General features: G+C 74.0%; 14 protein-coding genes. 9 read left to right on the top strand and 5 right to left on the bottom strand.

Annotated features, from left to right (window positions below):
* Positions 1–119: 119 nt before the first annotated feature.
* Positions 120–1,904: an N-acetylglutaminylglutamine amidotransferase gene (locus ABZV94_RS24890; RefSeq protein WP_356343815.1), complete on the bottom strand. Its 1,785-nt coding sequence runs from the start codon at positions 1,902–1,904 to the stop codon at positions 120–122.
* Positions 1,905–2,248: 344 nt separating this feature from the next.
* Between ABZV94_RS24890 and ABZV94_RS24895 the strand changes: the two genes are divergently transcribed.
* Positions 2,249–2,833, top strand: a complete 585-nt coding sequence (locus ABZV94_RS24895) for a DUF488 domain-containing protein (RefSeq protein WP_356343817.1) — start codon at positions 2,249–2,251, stop codon at positions 2,831–2,833.
* A gap of 254 nt (positions 2,834–3,087) precedes the next feature.
* The gene (locus tag ABZV94_RS24900) at positions 3,088–3,396 is read left to right on the top strand and encodes a hypothetical protein (RefSeq protein WP_356343818.1); all 309 of its coding nucleotides are present in this window, start codon (positions 3,088–3,090) and stop codon (positions 3,394–3,396) included.
* A gap of 27 nt (positions 3,397–3,423) precedes the next feature.
* On the opposite strand, the gene ABZV94_RS24905 is transcribed toward ABZV94_RS24900, so the two are convergent.
* Positions 3,424–4,275, bottom strand: a complete 852-nt coding sequence (locus ABZV94_RS24905) for a hypothetical protein (protein ID WP_356343820.1) — start codon at positions 4,273–4,275, stop codon at positions 3,424–3,426.
* A 286-nt stretch (positions 4,276–4,561) separates the two neighbouring features.
* Here ABZV94_RS24905 and ABZV94_RS24910 point away from each other — a divergent pair, with 286 nt between their 5' ends.
* The 3 genes from ABZV94_RS24910 to ABZV94_RS24920 all read left to right on the top strand — a co-directional run bounded on the left by ABZV94_RS24910 (position 4,562) and on the right by ABZV94_RS24920 (position 9,212).
* Positions 4,562–5,299 (top strand): TetR family transcriptional regulator, encoded by a 738-nt coding sequence (locus ABZV94_RS24910; protein WP_356343822.1) that lies wholly within the window; start codon positions 4,562–4,564, stop codon positions 5,297–5,299.
* A gap of 156 nt (positions 5,300–5,455) precedes the next feature.
* Positions 5,456–5,872, top strand: coding sequence for a zinc ribbon domain-containing protein (locus ABZV94_RS24915; protein WP_356343825.1), 417 nt, complete (start codon positions 5,456–5,458; stop codon positions 5,870–5,872).
* A gap of 577 nt (positions 5,873–6,449) precedes the next feature.
* Positions 6,450–9,212 carry a hypothetical protein gene (locus tag ABZV94_RS24920; RefSeq protein ID WP_356343827.1) on the top strand — a complete coding sequence of 921 codons (2,763 nt, stop codon included), beginning with the start codon at positions 6,450–6,452 and terminating at the stop codon, positions 9,210–9,212.
* A 21-nt stretch (positions 9,213–9,233) separates the two neighbouring features.
* Here the strand turns inward: ABZV94_RS24920 and ABZV94_RS24925 are convergent, their stop codons facing one another.
* Positions 9,234–9,620 (bottom strand): PPOX class F420-dependent oxidoreductase, encoded by a 387-nt coding sequence (locus tag ABZV94_RS24925; protein WP_356343829.1) that lies wholly within the window; start codon positions 9,618–9,620, stop codon positions 9,234–9,236.
* A 187-nt stretch (positions 9,621–9,807) separates the two neighbouring features.
* On the opposite strand from ABZV94_RS24925, the gene ABZV94_RS24930 reads away from it, so the two are divergent.
* From ABZV94_RS24930 to ABZV94_RS24940, 3 genes are all read left to right on the top strand, one after another.
* Positions 9,808–10,890, top strand: a complete 1,083-nt coding sequence (locus ABZV94_RS24930; protein ID WP_356343879.1) for a hypothetical protein — start codon at positions 9,808–9,810, stop codon at positions 10,888–10,890.
* Positions 10,891–10,954: 64 nt separating this feature from the next.
* A complete protein-coding gene (locus ABZV94_RS24935; RefSeq protein WP_356343831.1) occupies positions 10,955–11,785 on the top strand; it encodes an SAM-dependent methyltransferase in 831 nt (276 codons plus the stop codon).
* A 160-nt stretch (positions 11,786–11,945) separates the two neighbouring features.
* Positions 11,946–13,322, top strand: coding sequence for a S1 family peptidase (locus ABZV94_RS24940; RefSeq protein ID WP_356343833.1), 1,377 nt, complete (start codon positions 11,946–11,948; stop codon positions 13,320–13,322).
* An 86-nt stretch (positions 13,323–13,408) separates the two neighbouring features.
* On the opposite strand, the gene ABZV94_RS24945 is transcribed toward ABZV94_RS24940, so the two are convergent.
* Complete coding sequence (locus tag ABZV94_RS24945; protein ID WP_103813113.1) at positions 13,409–13,594, bottom strand: hypothetical protein; 186 nt, start codon at positions 13,592–13,594, stop codon at positions 13,409–13,411.
* A gap of 132 nt (positions 13,595–13,726) precedes the next feature.
* Positions 13,727–14,875, bottom strand: coding sequence for an ROK family transcriptional regulator (locus ABZV94_RS24950; RefSeq protein ID WP_356343836.1), 1,149 nt, complete (start codon positions 14,873–14,875; stop codon positions 13,727–13,729).
* 130 nt (positions 14,876–15,005) lie between these two features.
* Between ABZV94_RS24950 and ABZV94_RS24955 the strand changes: the two genes are divergently transcribed.
* A complete protein-coding gene (locus ABZV94_RS24955) occupies positions 15,006–16,208 on the top strand; it encodes a Gfo/Idh/MocA family oxidoreductase (protein ID WP_356343838.1) in 1,203 nt (400 codons plus the stop codon).
* Positions 16,209–16,216 lie beyond the last annotated feature (8 nt).

Here is a 16,216-nt window from a genome sequence, read left to right on the forward strand (position 1 = left end):
GGCGCCGGAACCGTCCCCCGTCCGCCGGTCCGGGGGCCGGCCGGGGCCCGGGCCGAGCGGGCCGGTGCGGGTGGGCGCGGACGCCGGGGCGGGCGCCGTCGGCGTGCCCCGGTCGTCGGTCACTTGATTCCGTGGGTCTGCAGCCATATCTCCAGCACAGCGATCTGCCAGAGCGCGTTCGCGCCCCGCCTGGTCCGGTGCTCGTCGGGTGCCTTGAGGAGTTCCGCGACGTACGCGTCCTGGTACACACCGCGTCGCCTGGCCTCGGGTGCCTCCAGTGCCTCCCGCACGCGCCGCAGGACGGGACCGGCCATGTGCCGGATGGCCGGCACGGGGAAGTAGCCCTTCGGGCGGTCGACGACCTCGTGGGGCAGGAGCTTTCGGCCCGCCTCCTTCAGCACGCCCTTGCCGCCGTCGGCCAGTTTGAGGTCCGGCGGGCAGGCCGCCGCCAGCTCGACCAGTTCGTGGTCCAGGAACGGCACCCGGGCCTCCAGGCCCCAGGCCATGGTCATGTTGTCGACCCGCTTGACGGGGTCGTCGACGAGCATGACGTGCGTGTCCAGCCGTAGCGCGGCGTCCAGCGCCGTCTCCGCCCCCGGCTGCGCCATGTGCTCCCGGACGAAGCGCCCCGAGACGTCCTCGGGGGGCAGCATCTCGGGCCGCAGGACCCGGGCGAGGTCGGCGTGCGACCGGTCGAAGTAGGTCGCGGCGTACTGCTCGGGCTCGTCCTCGCGGGGGACCGACGCCAGGTGCGGGTACCAGTGGTAGCCGGCGAAGACCTCGTCGGCGCCCTGCCCGCTCTGCACGACCTTGACCTCCTTGGACACCTGCTCGGACAGCAGGTGGAAGGCGACCACGTCGTGGCTGATCATGGGCTCGCTCATCGCCGCGAACGCCCCGTCCAGAGCCGTCGACACCCGTTCGGAGGGCACCATCAGCCGGCGGTGGTCGGTGCCGAACTCCCGGGCGACGAGGTCCGAGTAGCGGAACTCGTCGCCCTTCTCGCCGCCCTCCGTCTCGAAGCCGACGCTGAACGTCATCAGGTCGCGTCGGCCCTCGTCGGCCAGCAGCGCGACGATGAGGCTGGAGTCGAGGCCGCCGGAGAGCAGGACACCGACCGGGACGTCCGCCACCGTCCGCCGGCGCACGGCCACGCGCAGCGCCTCCAGCACCGCGTCACGCCACTCGTCCGCCGACATGTCCGCGTACTCGGCCCGGCGCGTGTAGGACGGCTGCCAGTAGCGGTGGTCCCGGTACGTGCCGTCCGGTTCGACCACCCGCACGGTGGCGGGGGGAAGCTTGCGCACCCCGTTGAGGACGGTGCGGGGCGCCGCGACCGTGGCGTGCCAGCTCAGGTACTGATGCAGGGCCACCGGATCGAGCGAGGTGTCCACGTCCCCGGCGGCCAGGAGGGCGGGCAGCGTCGAGGCGAAACGGAGCCTGCCCGGGGTCTGCGCCAGGTACAGGGGCTTGATGCCGAGCCGGTCCCGGGCGAGGACGACGCGGCCGGTCCGGTGCTCGACGAGGGCGAAGGCGAACATGCCGCGGAAGCGCTCCACGCACGCGGTCCCCCACTGCCGGTAGGCGTTGAGCACGACCTCCGTGTCCGACGTCGACGTGAAGCGGTGCCCGAGGCCGCGCAGTTCCTCGCGCAGTTCCGGATAGTTGTACACGCAGCCGTTGAAGACGCCGGTGACCTCGCCGCGGGCGTCCGTCATGGGCTGGCTTCCGCTGTCCGAGAGGTCGATGATCTTCAGGCGGCGATGTCCCAACGCGACCGCGCCCCGTCTCCAGGTGCCCTGCCCGTCGGGTCCGCGGGCGGCGAGCCGCTCCGTCATGCGTCCGACGGCCTCGAGGTCGGGCGACCGCCCGTCGAAGCGGATCTCCCCGCTCAGACCGCACATGACGCCCCGCCTTCGTCCGGCGCACCGGTGCGCCCTTGGGTGAGGATCCGGGCGGTACTGCGATACATGACGCCCCCTTCTGTAGACGGCAGAACGTGTGGCGCGGCTCGCCGAAGCGGCGGCGGCCACTCCCGGCGCACCGCGGCGGCCCGCGGACCCGGCCGGCGCCCGGGGCCCCTCACCGGCGCGTCAGCGGCCGATGACGTCCGGGGCCCGGGGCCGGTGGAGACAGGGACCGGCACCGGGCGGCTGCGGCGGCTTGTGTCGTGTCCGGGTGCCCAGGCCCTGAGCAGGTAAGCCCCACACGGCGCACGTGACGCGCCCGCACGTGGTGCACTCGGTGTATGAACCCTGTCCGGACCGATCCCGTCGGCGGGATTCCGAGCCCGGCCCCGGAGCTGATCACCGTCGGCCACGGCACGGCCGATCGGGCGACGCTGGCCGCGCTGCTGCGGGAGGCCGGCGTCGCCGCCGTCGTGGACGTCAGGACGGCACCGGGCAGTCGCCGCAATCCGGACATGTCACGGCAGCGCCTGGCCCGGTGGATGCCCGAGGAGCGGATCGCCTACCGGTGGGAACAGCGGCTGGGCGGGTGGCGCAAGCCGTCGCCGGACTCGCCCGACACCGTCTGGCGCAACGAGTCCTTCCGGGGCTACGCGGCGCACACGCGCAGCGCGGAGTTCGTGACCGCGATGGACGGCGTGCTGCGGCAGGCGGGCGAGGAGCGCACCGCGGTGATGTGCAGCGAGGCGGTGTGGTGGCGGTGCCACCGGCGTCTGATCGCCGACTTCGCCGTGCTGGCCCGCGGCGCGCTGGTCCTGCACCTGATGCACGACGGGCGCCTGACGGCGCACAGCCCGACGCCGGGCGTCCGCGTCCGCGCTGACGGCCTCCTGGTCTACGACGCCGGTCCGGAGGCGGCCGGGTGAGGCGGCCCGTCCGGCAGCGTGGCCGTTGCGGGTCCGCGGGCCCGCCGGGGCCGTGCGGGGGTGGGGGGCGTCCGGCAGGGCACGCGTAGGGCGTCCGGCCGAGCCGAGGAGCGTGTTCCGATGACCGAGTACGAGCGTTCAGGCACCCCGTCCGCGCCTCCGCCGGCGCACGGAACCGCCGGCGGCCCCCCGTACCGGCCGCAGCGGTCGGCCGCGCGGCGCCGTCCGGGCCCGCTGACCGGCTTCGAAGCGCCATGGGACGCCGTAAGCAGTACGCCGTCGCGGCCTCGGGGCAGTGGACGGACGAGGAGGAAGGCCGCCGCCGGCTGGCCGCCGGTGAGGTCCACGCGTGGGAGCCGGGTCTGAACCAGACCGTCTGCGGACTGTCCCTCGGCCGCTCGCGACCGACCCGCTTCCCGCACGTCGGCTGGCCGGACATCTTCCCCGAATCGGGAGGCGCGGCGGACCGGGTGCGACGCGTGTGCCGACGCTGCGCGTCCGTGGCCGGGCGCCGCGGCACCGACGCACGGCCGCGCCGGCACCGCGAGCGTCCCCGGCCGTGAACGCCCGGGGACGCTCGCGGTGCCGGGCTACACCGTCAGGCCGGGAAGGGCCCCCTCCCGCGCGAACCGGCTCAGGGACACCGTGAACACGGCGACGAAGGCGTCCCTGTCCTCCTCCGGGAGCGCGTCCAGGGACAGGTAGGGGTTGAGGTCCTCCAGCTCGACCAGCAGCAGGCTTCCGTCGGGGGCGCGGCAGGCGTCGACGCGCTGGATGCCGTACCGGAGGTCGTTCCAGTCGATGAACCGGCGGGCGAACTCCAGGTCGGCGGCGGTGGCCTGGTACGGCCGCAGCTCCCAGCGGCGCTCGGGGTCGGGGGCGTAGAGGGCGTACTGGAAGTCGTCGTCGACGAAGAAGAGGGAGACCTCGTAGGCGAAGTCGACGCACGGCTGGATCAGGACGTCCCCGGTGGCGAGTCCGGCGACGGTGCCGCGGGGGACGGTGCGCAGGCCGAGGGAGTCCGCGCCCTGCTTCGGCTTGACCACGTACCGTTCGGCGGCCGGCAGCCGGTCCAGGTCCTCGGCGCGGTCGACGGTCGGGATCACGGGGAAGCCGGCGGCGGTCAGGTCGAGCAGGTACTGCTTGCCGGCCATGTCGGCCTTCCCGGTGAGCGGGTTGTACACCCGGGTGCCGGCGGCGAGCGCCCGCGCCCGGAAGGCGGCGTACTCCTTCTGGTAGCCGAGCACGGGCCCGCTGTTGCGGACGACGACGGCGTCGAAGCCGTCCATCAGGGCCGCCGCGTCCCGCGGATGGCACAGGGCGAGGTCGAAGTGGGCGCGCAGCCGGGAGGCGAGGTGGATGTCCTCGTCGCAGTAGCGGCGCCCGCGCGCCTGGTACGCCAGGTCGGTGACGTAGAGCAGGCGGGGGCGTGCGGCGGGCATGGGGCTCCTCGGGGCGGCGCGGGGGGCTGCGGGGGTGGTGCGGGGCCGGTGCCGAGGCGTCCTCGACGGCGGCCGGTGGCGGCGGAGAAAGGTTACGCCGCAAGGTACGGCGACTTTCGGACACCCCCGCCTTCGGCGGCTGTCGGACACTCTCCGCCTTCCGCCCCCTCCTCACGGGCCGGTCGGGGTGGCTCGAACATGACCTCGGAAGCACTCAGTTCCCCCAGGGCGGCGCTCGTACTGCACTGAGTGTCACACAGCGGGTCCGGGTGCTACGTTCCCGTCCATGAGCTCCAGCAGCGCGGTGCCGGCCGCGAAGCCGCCGATCCGGGACGCCCTGGTGGCGGCGGCCTTCCGGCTCTTCCTGGAACGCGGGTACGAGCAGACCACCGTGGACGACATCGTGGCCCTGGCCGGGGTCGGCCGGCGTTCGTTCTTCCGCTACTTCCCCTCCAAGGAGGACGTGGTCTTCCCCGACCACGAGCGCTGCCTGGCCGACATGACCGCCTTCCTCGCGGCCGGCGGCGCGGAGCACGAGCCGGTGCGGCGGGTGTGCGACGCGGCCCGGCTGGTGCTGCGGATGTACGCCGAGAATCCCGCCTTCTCCGTCCAGCGCTACCGCCTCACCCGGCAGGTGCCGGGTCTGCGCGCGTACGAGCTGTCCGTGGTGTGGCGCTACGAACGCGCGCTCGCCGAGTACCTGCGCTCCCGCTTCGCGGGACGGCCCGACGGGACACTGCGCGCCGACGTCATCGCCGCCGCGGTCGTCGCCGCGCACAACAACGCCCTGCGCTCCTGGCTGCGGTCGGACGGCAAGGGCGACGCCGGGGCCGCCGTGGACCACGCGCTGGGGTACGTGCAGAGGACGTTCGGGCGGTCGGCGGACGCCCCGCCGCACCCCTCCCGGGGCGGCGCGGTGACGCAGGCGGGGCAGCCCGACGACGTGGTGGTGCTGGTGTCCCGGCGGGACGCCCCGCTGTGGCGGGTGGTGCAGGAACTGGAGACGGCGCTCGGCCGGGGCTGACCGGGAGCGGGACCAATTCGGGGTACGGAGTGCCTTTACGAGTGACACTCAGTGCCATACTCTGTCGGCGTGCACGGTGGCACGGCAACCGCGCACACGTGTGCCCGGTCGGCCCCGGGCACCGGGATTCCGGCCGAGCGCAGGGAGTTGACCAGCGTGTACCACCACTCAGCAAGCACCTCGCATCCGGTGGCCGGTTCCGCGGCGGGCGTTCTCGACCCCGCCGCCACGGACTCCAAGGACGCCCTCCTCTTCCAGCGCTGCACCTGGTGCGGCACCGCGATGTACCACCGGCTGCTGTGTCCGGTCTGCCAGGGCAGCGAGCTGCGCACCGAGCGCAGTGAGGGCGTCGGCACGGTCCGCCACTCCACCGTGGTGCACCGCAACACCCCGGCGGCGCGCAATGTGTCGCTGATAGAGATGGCCGAGGGGTTCGTCGTCCGGGGACGGGTCATGGGTCCGCCGATCGGCATCCACAGCGGCGACCGGGTGCGGCTGTCCACCGCCAAGGACCCGGTGCGCGGGGAGCCGGTCTTCCAGCTGCTCGACGAGCCGTACCGGGCCTGGACCTGACCGCTGGTCAGGAAGCTCCGTTCGCGCGGACCGGGGGGTGCGGGCGGTGACCGGCCGCGCGGAGCGGCCCGGTGGCGGGACCGGTGCCGGCTGACTTGCGCCGGCTGGAGACGGAACTGCCGGACGCAGGCACGCGCACCCCGCCTGCGCGCACCCCTGCGCCGGCTTGAAGGTGCGTGAGACCGCACCGGGCGGCTGCTGGCGGCCCTGCCCGCGACGGCACCGACGGCCTCGGACGGCCCGGCGGTCGACCGGCTCAGGGCCACCTTCGCGGGGGCGGAGCCGCGCCGGCTCGCGGGCTCCCGCACAGCCGCCCGGCCCATGCCCGCCGACGGTCGGCCGGTCGATGGCCGACGAGATCCCCACCGGTCGCGGTGTCGCGTAACTCAGCGGCTGCGAACCCCCGTTGGGCTGGAAGTCCACCGCATCGCGCGCGGCACGGCCGGCTTCGCTCCTCCTCGCATGTGATCGATCACCTCACCTCCACAGGCAACCCACAGCCTCCGCTCCCCATCTCCCGGGGCGAGGGGCGCCCGGGGCTGCCGGGGCGCCCGAGGTCGGTGTTCGAGGAGGAACAGTGGTCCGTGCCCGGCACATATGGGTGACCGCCACCGCGTTACTCGCGGTGGCGGGGGCGTCCCCGCACGTGGCGGTCGCCCAGTCCCGACCAGCCGCCGCACAGGGGGCGTTGGAGAAGAACGACGGCTCACCGCTGCCGCCCGGATGGCGGCTGGCCGGTGAGGGCCCGGCGCCGCAGCTGGTGTGGCGGTCGGACGGAACGGTGCCCATGGGGGACGCGCGGGTCGAGTTCCGGTCCGCGGGACGGCTGTTGGGCGTGCCGCGGCCCGGTGCGGACGGGCGCACCTTCCGGTTGCCGCTCGACGGGCGGCAGGCGGCACGGCTGCGCGGGCTGGAAGTCTGGTCCGGCGGGCGAAGGTTGGACGCACCGGACACGGCCGGTTCCGCTTCGGCGGCGCGGCTGCCGGCGGCGCTGCCCGCGAACGGCGTGGACCCGGGCAAGCCCGGTTCCTACCGCACCAGGACGGGTGAGTACAGCCTGAAGTCGGTGCGGCTGCCGGGCTTCTCCCAGCCGGTGGAGATGCGCGCCGTGGTCGTCGCGCCGGTCGGCGCGTCCGGCAAGCGCCCCCTCGCGCTGTTCCTGCACGGCCGTCACTACACCTGCTACAAGGGGCAGGACATCACCGGTGACTGGCCCTGCAAGGCCGGCACCAAGCCGGTGCCCAGTCACCGCGGCTACCTGCGGGACCAGAGACTGCTCGCCTCCCAGGGCTACATGACCGTGTCGATCTCGGCCAACGGCGTCAACGGGCAGGACTTCGCGGCGGAGGACGGCGGCGCGCAGGCACGGTCGTCGCTCGTGCGGCTGCACCTGGCCCACTGGGCCGACTGGGCCGACCACCCGCGGTCCGCGCCGAAGGTGGTCCGCGAGGCGCCCCGCGCCGATCCGTCGCGGGTGCTGCTGGTCGGGCACTCGCGGGGCGGCGAGGGCGTCAACCGCGCCGCGCTGGACAGCCTCACCCCGCCGCCCGCCGGCCAGGACGGCCATCACGGGCCGGTCCGCTGGCACATCCGGGGCACCGTCCTCATCGGCCCGACCGTCTTCGGGCAGAACCCGGTGCCGGACGTCCCGTCGATGACGATCCTGCCGGGCTGCGACGGTGACGTCTCCGACCTCCAGGGCGAGGTGTACGTCGACGGCACGCGCGCGGTCGGCAACGGCACCGCCCTGCACAGCGCGGTGTACGTGATCGGCGCCAACCACAACTTCTTCAACTCGGAGTGGACCCCGGGCCGGTCCGCGGCGCCCGCCGACGACGACTTCTCCGACGATCCGCAGCACCACGACCCGGTGTGCGGCAAGCGGGCCGCGACCCGGCTGACCGCCGACCAGCAGCACCGGGCCGGTTCGACGTACATCGCCGCCGCCGCGCGGCTGTTCCTCGCCGGGGACGACCGGGTACGGCCGCTGCTCGACGGCTCCGGGAAGCGGGCGCCGTCGGCGGACCCGGCGCGGGTCCTCAGCCACGCGGTGGGCGCGCGCCGGGGCGCCGGGTTCCTGCCGGACGGCGGGGTGTCGGTGACCGGCGGCAGGCTGTGCGCCGCGGTGGACCCGAGCCCGGCCAGGGCCTGCCTGGGTACGGGCGCCAAGGGGGCCTCTCCGCACTTCGCGCGGTGGGAGACGGACCGGGAGACCGGCCGCAGCGCGATCGCGGTGCGCTGGACGCGCGCCGGCACCCCGGCCAGGGTGACCGTGGCCGAGCCGGTGTCGCTGGCCGGTGCGAAGGCCCTGGCGCTGCGGCTGTTCGTGCCGCCGAACTCCCGGGCCGCACAGCTGGACGTGTCGCTGACCGACGCCTCCGGCAGGAAGGCCGGGCTCGGCCGGATCGCGCCCGCCGGTCTGCCCGGCAGTGAACGGACCGCCTCCTACTGGGCGCAGGAGATCCGCGTGCCGCTGACAGCGGCCCGCCGGGCCGGGATCGACCTGGGCTCGGTCAAGTCCCTTGAGATCACGCCGCGTTCGGCGTCCGGGCGGGCCTGGCTCATGGACGCGTGGGGCTGGCGGCCGGGGACGCCCGCGGTGCGCGCGGACGCGCTGCCGCGCGTGGACGTCGGCCGGACGACCGTGGACGAGGGCGACTCGGGCGTGCGCACCTACCGGGTCCCGGTACAGGTGTCGGGCCGGGGCGGCAGCGGCCGGGTCCGCGTGTACGTGATCGACCCGGCCACCGGCAAGGCCGAGGACCGGCTGGTGACGGTGCGTCCGGGCGGCCATGACATCGACGTACCGGTCGAGGTGAAGGGCAACACCCGCTACGGCACCGATGTGTCGTACGACGTGCTGGTCAAGGCGGTCCGGGGAGCCGTCGTCGGCTCCTACCGGGGCGGGATCACCGTCCACGACGACGATCCGGCACCCGCGATGACCGTCACGCCCGTCGCCGGCGAGGTGACCGAGGGCCAGACGCTGAAGTGGCGGGTGTCGCTGTCCGAGGCCGTGGACGTCGACATGGGCGCGCTGTTCGAGGTCGCGCCGGCCACCGCGCCGGAGCTGTCCACGAAGGACGTCCCGGCGAGCTGGCTGCGGGACACCACCGGGGAGAAGCCCGACCCGGAGCGTCCCCTGTCCAAGGTGTCCGGGTTCTACCTGTGGGCTGACATCCCGGCGGGGAGGACCAGCGCGGAGATCACCGTGCCCACGGTGAAGGACCGGGTCCGGGAGTCCACGGAGTCGCTGTTGTTCCGGCAGGTCGACCCGCGGACCGGGGAGCCGCAAGCCGGTGGCCTCGAACTGTCCGGTTCGGTGCTGAACGCGTCGTAGGACGCCGGTCCCGGGTGGTCCTCACTCCGCGAGGGCCACCCGGATGCCGACGGTGCCGTCCAGGCCGCGCCGGAGCCGGCTGCCCAGCAGGGTGAGGCGGCCGAGGAGGCCGTACTTGCGGGCGATGAGGCTCCGGTAGCGGGCGGTGGTGGCCGGATCGGTGATCTCCGCGGTGGCCGGCACCTGGTCGCCGGTCGGGTGGCCGCGCACGTCGCACGGTCCGACGAGGACGTCCGGGCGGCGGCGGATCCGCTTGACCTTCCCGCTGCCGGCCGCCGTCCACACGCCGAGCGTGCCGCCGTCCCGGACCACCCACACCGGGGTCGCGACGGGCGTCCCGTTCTTCCGGTAGCTGGTCAGCAGCAGGTACCTGCCGGACCCGAGCCGGTCGAGCCGCGTGTCGTCCATGCCCGCAGTCTAGGAGGGCGGTCCGTGCCCGCGAAGCCCGCGGACTCGGGCCGGTCCGGCGCTCGGGCGGTGCCGTGCGGGATGCTGGTCATGAGGCTCGGTCGGGACGAAGGGCTGTGACGTGGCTGGAGACGGAGTCGGCGGAACCCGGGAGCGGTGGGAGGCGGCGCGGGGCCGCGCCCGGGAGGTGGCCTGCGACGAGTCGGGGTCGGACGGGGAGAACCTGCTCGCCGGGAACACGGACGTGTTCGCGCACGCGAGCGTGTCCCTGCCGGTGGACGTCGCCGCGGAGTGCGTGCGGGAGATCCGGCACCGGATCCGTTCGCCCGCCGAGGAGTACAAGGCGAACCATCTGCTGCGCGAGAAGCACCGGGCGGTGCTGGTGTGGCTGCTGGCCGCCGGCGGGCCGATCCACGGGCGGGCCCATGTGCATCTGACGGAGAAGGCGTTCCTCGTGGCGGACCGGGCCGTCGGCCTGCTGCTCGGCGACCCGGTGGACGCCGTCTCCCTCTACGGGCAGGGGCCGGAGGTCTTCGGGGCCGACGCCTGGCGGGAGTTCCTCGTGGCCGCGAACGCCCTGCTGCGGGTCCGCGCGGGCGGGCCGCGGGACACGGGCGGGCAGGGTGTCCCCCCGGCCGCGGATGCGCCCCGCCCGACCGGGGACGGCTCCCCCGGGGCCGGCGGAGCACCCCACGCGGCCGGGGAGCCGGCCCTCGCCACGCCCGGAGACGCCTTCTTCGCGACCGTCGACGCGCTCATCGGGGCCGCCCCCGGATCGCGGGCCGCGGGCATCCTGCGCCGCCTCGCCGCGCACCGGCGGGAGGCGGACGCCTACCGGACCCGGATGCGGGCGGCACCGCCCCTCTTCCCGCCGCTCAATCCGTTGTTCCCCGCGCTGCGGCACACGGCCGCGCACTGGAGCGCCGGCGGCCGGCCGGTCGTGCTCGTGCACGACCGGCAGAACGCGCTGACGCCGGGGCGCATCGCCCGGATCGTGCAGTCCGCCCGGCGCGACGGGATCGCGCTCCACGGGCTTCGGCTGGTCGACTCCCGGGACGACGCCCGGGTGCAGATCGCCGACTTCCTGGCCGGGATCGCCCGCCGGATCGCCTCCGACGAGCTGGCCGGCGCGGGTGACCCGGAGCTGACCGCGTGCCTGCGGCCGTACGTGGCGGCGGAGTCGGTGTGGGGCGACGCGCGCAGCTGGGCCCGGCTGGCTCCCGCCGGGGAAAACCCGGGCCGGGCGGCGGAGATCAACTCGGGCGTCTAGATTGCGTCTTGCACGGCGCAATTCCCGTCAGGCATCTCTCTCAGGCACCCAGGAGCTGACCCACGTGACCGACAACCCGGCAGCCACCAACGACGTGGCCGTGTCGCTGCGCGCCCGTATCAACACCGGCCAGCCGCACACCGCCCGGATCTGGAACTACTGGCTCGGCGGCAAGGACAACTACGAGGTCGACCGCGCGGCGGGCGACCAGATCCGGCAACTGCACCCGGGCATCGGCGAGTACGCGCGCGCCGACCGGCTCTTCCTGGGTCGCGCGGTGCGCCATCTGGTCGGCGAGGTGGGCATCCGGCAGTTCCTGGACATCGGCACCGGGCTGCCCACCGCGGACAACACGCACGAGGTGGCGCAGCGGATCGCTCCGGAGTGCCGGATCGTGTACGTCGACAACGACCCGCTCGTCCTCGCGCACGCGCGTGCCCTGCTGACCAGCACGCCGGAAGGCCGCACCGACTACCTGGACGAGGACCTGCGCAACATCGACGCGATCCTCGAACACGCGGCGAAGACGCTGGACTTCACCCAGCCGGTGGCGCTGATGCTGCTCGGCGTCGTCATCTTCATCGGTGACGACGAGGACCCGTACGGCCTGGTGCGGCAGTTGACGGACCGGCTGCCGGCCGGCAGCCACCTGGTGCTGTCGCACACCGTCACCAGCCCGTCCATGCCGGACGTGGACGAGGCGGTGAAGTTCTGGAACGAGCACGGCACGCCGAAGCTGACGCAGCGCACGCCCGGCGACGTGGCCCGGTTCTTCGACGGCCTGGAGCTGCTGGAGCCGGGAGTGGTGTCCTGCTCGCGGTGGCGTCCGGAGGAGAGCGACGGGCCCGAGCCGGAGGAGGTCGCCATGTTCGGCGGGGTGGCCCGCAAGAACTGACCGCGTGGCCCGGAAGGACCGACCGCGCACGGGAGTTCACCGGCGCCGGTGAACGCCGTGGCCCCGGCCCCCGTATGGAGGAGCGGGCCCTCGACGATCCGGGGGCCGCGCGGTGCCGGTACGGGCAGCGCGCGTTCGGGTTCGGCTTCGGGAGCCATGCATGCGGCACGCACGACGACGGGTCGTCCGGCGAGTGACACGGCTGGCGGCGGTCGGCGGTCTCCTCCTGGGGGGCGCGATGGTCGCCCAGGCGGCCATGGCGAGCGAGACACCCCCCGCCTCCGCCAGACCGCTCGCCGCCGCGGGCGATCCCGGCGCCGCGCTGGTGGCGCGGCTCGGTACGGCCCGTACGGCGGGCAACTGGATCGGCGCCGACGGGCGTACGGTCGTGGCGGTGACCGACGGCGCGGCGGCGCGGGAGGTGCGGCGGGCCGGGGCGGAGGCGAAGGTCGTGTCGCACAGCATGAACGAGTTGAAGTCGGCGACGGCGACGCTGCGTTCCGCGCCGCGGGTGCCGGGCACGGCGTGGGCGGTGGACTACCGGACCAACCGGGTCGTGGTGCGGGCGGACCGCACGGTGTCCGCCGGGGACTGGTCGCGGCTGACCCGGGTCGCCACGGGGATCGGCAGCTTCGTGCACATGGAGCGCACGAAGGGCACGTTCACCACGCGGCTGAACGGCGCGCAGCCGATCCTGTCGACGGGCGGTCGCTGCTCGGCCGGGTTCAACGTCACCGACGGGCGGTCGGACTTCATCCTCACCGCCGGGCACTGCGGGCCCGCCGGCTCCACCTGGTTCGCCGACAACCAAGGGGATCAGCAGCTCGGCAGGACCGTGAACAGTTCCTTCCCGGGCAGTGACTTCTCGCTCGTGCAGTACGCCGGCGGCAAGGCCGGCGCGGGCGCCGACGTCGTCGCGATCGGCGGCGGCAAGGGGGTGCGGATCACGGGGGCCGCCGATGCCACGGTGGGGCAGCGGGTGTTCCGCAGCGGCAGCACCAGCGGTCTGCACGACGGCCAGGTGACGGCGCTGAACGCGACCGTGAACTATCCGGAGGGCACGGTCACCGGGCTCATCGAGACGACCGTGTGCGCGGAACCGGGCGACTCCGGCGGCCCGTTGTTCTCCGAGGGGATCGCCCTCGGCGTCACCTCGGGCGGGAGCGGCGACTGCACGGCGGGCGGGACGACGTTCTTCCAGCCCGTGACCAAGGCGCTGACGGCGCTCGGGGTCCGGCTGGTCGTGTCGGCGCAGAACGCGGGCGGCGCCCCGGGCGGCAGCCCCTCCCCCGCGTCCCCGACGCCGGCGAACCAGGGCGCGGCGGCCCCCAGCGCGGCCTCGCCGGGCTCCTCGGCGCCGGTCACGGGCGCGGCCGAGGGCAGCACTCTGCTGGCGCGGCTGACGGACACCCGGAACGTCGGGCCGGGGCTGCTGGTGATCGCGGGCAGTCTGATCGCGCTGGTGGCGACCCGGTACATCCGGGCCGAGCAGGACCGCAAGGCGTACCAGCGGTACTACTCGGCGACGTGGGGCTGACGGCAAGGGCCGGGTGGTAAGACGAGAAGGGCACCCGTGCGTTCACGGGTGCCCCGGGTGGTTCGGCGCGGTGTGCGCGGGGTCGGTCAGGCCGCCCGGTGCGACTGCGGGGCCGCGGCGGCCCACTCCATCACGAGGCGCTGGTACTCGGCGCGCTGCTCGGTGGTCAGTGTCCCGCCCGACCGGCGCCACAGGGCCCGGATCTCCTCGTTGACCTCCGCGGCCGATCGCTCGGAGACGGCTTCAACAGTGGTGGACATGCTGTGAAGCATATGCCGATCGAGGTGAAGGCGCTGTGAGTAAGTGCGAGCGATAGGGACATTTCGGACCGTGTTACTCATCACGTCAATGTGTCCACCGGCGCCGGGAGTTCACCGCCCCCTCCCCTCCCGGTGCGCCCCGGCTCACTCCCCGGTCCCGCCCAGCACCAGCACCTGGATGGCCAGCACGGCCGCGCCGCGCGCCCAGTCGTGGAAGTCGGACACCTTCGTCTCCAGGTCCACCGGGGCGGCCAGCGGGTGCCGGTGGGAGCGGAGGGTGTCGCGGACCGTGCTCCCCGCCACATCCATGAGGCCGACGCCCTCTCCGGCGAGCAGGATCTTCTGCGGCATCGCGAAGTTGGCGATCTGCGCGACGAGGGTGCCGAGGGCCCGCGCGGCCTCGTCGACGACCCGGAAGGCCATGGGCTCCCCCGCGGCGGCACCGGCGAGGATCTCCTCGTAGCCGATGTCCCGGCCGGTGGCGGCACGGATCTGGTAGCGGATGCTGGGAATGGTGAGCAACGACACGGCACTGCCCCGGGCACCCTCGGGGGTGAGCGGGCCGTACGGGTCGATGATCCAGTGCCGGCCGAAGCCGCGGTCCTCCTCGTCGTACGGCACCCGTCTGCCGCCGAGGACCAGCCCGTAGCCGATGCCCGCGCCGATGGTCAGGACGGCGAAGCGGTCGAGGCCCCGGCCCGCGCCGAACCAGGTCTCGGCCTCCACCAGGGCGGCCACGTCGTTCTCCACGACGACCGGCAGCCCGGTGCGCTCCCGGACGAGCGCGCCCAGCGGCACGTCCCGCCAGCCGAGGAAGGCCGACTCGCCGACCACCGCGCGCTCCCGCACCCGTCCGCCCACCCCGATGCCGATGCCCTCCGGGGCGGGGTGGCGTCCGGACAGTGCGGTGGTCATCTCCGCCAGCACAGCGGCGACGGCGTCCGGGTCGTGCGAGGTCAGCGGCCGGTCCAGCCGGTCGGTGACCTCACTGCGCAGGGTGGTGACCACGCCGTGGACCCTGTCGGCGGTGATCTTGAATCCGAGGAAGGAGCGGGACTCGGCGACGATGTCGAGGGGCTGCGACGGGCGCCCCTGACGGCTCCCGCCCGTCCCGCCCGCCTCCGGGGCCTCCACCAGCAGCCCGGACTCGATGAGCGGCTTGGTCAACCGGGTGAGGCTGCCCTGGGAGAGGCGCAGCCGCCGGGCCAGCTCGGTGCGGGACAGCGGGCCGTGCACGAGCACCTCGATCGCCACGGAGCGCTCCGCCGGGCTCAGCGGCAACCAGCTGGTCATGGAAGCCAACCCCTCTTCTTTTCTTCTGGTCCAGAAGTAACAACGGCCAGCTTACGCGAGGGTGCGCCGCAGAGGGCGGGTGGTGCACGGCTCTTGACGGCTGAATTATTCCGCTACGAAAGTAATCCGCATGACCTTCTCCCTCGGTATCGTCGGCGCCGGCCAGTTCTCCGGGCAGTTCGCCGCCCTCTTCCACGCCCACCCCGGCGTCCGTGACGTCTACGTCACCGACCTGCTGCCCGAGCGGGCCGAGCGGCTCGTCGCCGAGCAGCAGCTCGCCGGCACGTTCCCGTCCTACGAGGCCATGCTGGAATCTCCCGCGGTCGACGCGGTCGCGGTCTTCACCCAGCGCTGGACCCACGGTCCGCTGGTCCTCCAGGCACTGGCCGCGGGCAAGCACGTCTACTCGGCCGTCCCCATGGCGATCACCGTGGAGGAGATCGCCGCGATCATCGACGCCGTCCGGGCCACCGGACTGACGTACATGATGGGCGAGACCAGCCAGTACCACCCGGCGACCGTGCACGCCCGCAACCAGATCGCGGCGGGCGCCTTCGGCCGGCTGTTCCACGCCGAGGGCGACTACGTCCACGACATGGACCTCGGGTTCTACGAGGCCTACCGGTACAGCGGCGGCGACGACTGGAAGGCCACCGCCAGCTACCCCCCGCTGCTGTACCCGACGCACGCGGTGGGCGGGGTGCTCGGGGCCTGGCGGACCCACGCGGTGAGCGTGTCGGCGATCGGTGTGCGCGACGAGCGCGGCGACGGCGTCTTCGACCGTTCGGTCAGCCGGTTCGACAACGACGTGTCCAACGCGACCGCGCTGTTCGAGGTGGCGGGCGGCGGATCGTTCCGCACGAACGAGTTCCGGCGGGTCGGCTACCCCTCGCACATCCGCGAGTCCCGGTTCCGGTTCTTCGGCACGGAGGCCAGCATGGAACAGCTGGCGACGGTGGCGCTGTGGCAGGACAAGAAGGGCGTCCAGGACATCAGCGAGCTGCTGGAGCCGAAGCCGACACTGGCCCCTGACGACCCGTCCCTGGCACACATCGCGCCGGAGCTGCGGGCGGCCTTCACCTCCGGCTCCGCGCCGGTGCACGACCGGTCACGGCTGCCACGGGAGTTCGACCACCTGCACAACGGGCACGAGGGCAGCCACCACTTCCTGGTGGACGACTTCGTCACCGCCGTCACGACGCGGACACTGCCGCCGGTGAACGCGTGGGTGGCCGCCCGCTACACCCTGCCGGGCGTCATCGCGCACGAATCGGCACGGCAGGGCGGGGTCCGGCTGGAGATCCCCGACTTCGGGGACGCGCCGGAGGCGTGAGCGGTCCC

The organism is Streptomyces sp. NPDC004658 (assembly GCF_040609555.1).
In the GTDB taxonomy this organism is placed as follows: Bacteria; Actinomycetota; Actinomycetes; order Streptomycetales; family Streptomycetaceae; genus Streptomyces.

What these genes read in the sequence shown, in the direction of transcription:
- ABZV94_RS24890 (WP_356343815.1), bottom strand. Translation starts at nt 1,904, where the DNA reads ATGTGCGGTCTGAGCGGGGAGATCCGCTTCGACGGGCGGTCGCCCGAC.
- ABZV94_RS24895 (WP_356343817.1), top strand. Translation starts at nt 2,249, where the DNA reads ATGAACCCTGTCCGGACCGATCCCGTCGGCGGGATTCCGAGCCCGGCC.
- ABZV94_RS24900 (WP_356343818.1), top strand. Translation starts at nt 3,088, where the DNA reads ATGGGACGCCGTAAGCAGTACGCCGTCGCGGCCTCGGGGCAGTGGACG.
- ABZV94_RS24905 (WP_356343820.1), bottom strand. Translation starts at nt 4,275, where the DNA reads ATGCCCGCCGCACGCCCCCGCCTGCTCTACGTCACCGACCTGGCGTAC.
- ABZV94_RS24910 (WP_356343822.1), top strand. Translation starts at nt 4,562, where the DNA reads ATGAGCTCCAGCAGCGCGGTGCCGGCCGCGAAGCCGCCGATCCGGGAC.
- ABZV94_RS24925 (WP_356343829.1), bottom strand. Translation starts at nt 9,620, where the DNA reads ATGGACGACACGCGGCTCGACCGGCTCGGGTCCGGCAGGTACCTGCTG.
- ABZV94_RS24940 (WP_356343833.1), top strand. Translation starts at nt 11,946, where the DNA reads ATGCGGCACGCACGACGACGGGTCGTCCGGCGAGTGACACGGCTGGCG.
- ABZV94_RS24945 (WP_103813113.1), bottom strand. Translation starts at nt 13,594, where the DNA reads ATGCTTCACAGCATGTCCACCACTGTTGAAGCCGTCTCCGAGCGATCG.
- ABZV94_RS24950 (WP_356343836.1), bottom strand. Translation starts at nt 14,875, where the DNA reads ATGACCAGCTGGTTGCCGCTGAGCCCGGCGGAGCGCTCCGTGGCGATC.
- ABZV94_RS24955 (WP_356343838.1), top strand. Translation starts at nt 15,006, where the DNA reads ATGACCTTCTCCCTCGGTATCGTCGGCGCCGGCCAGTTCTCCGGGCAG.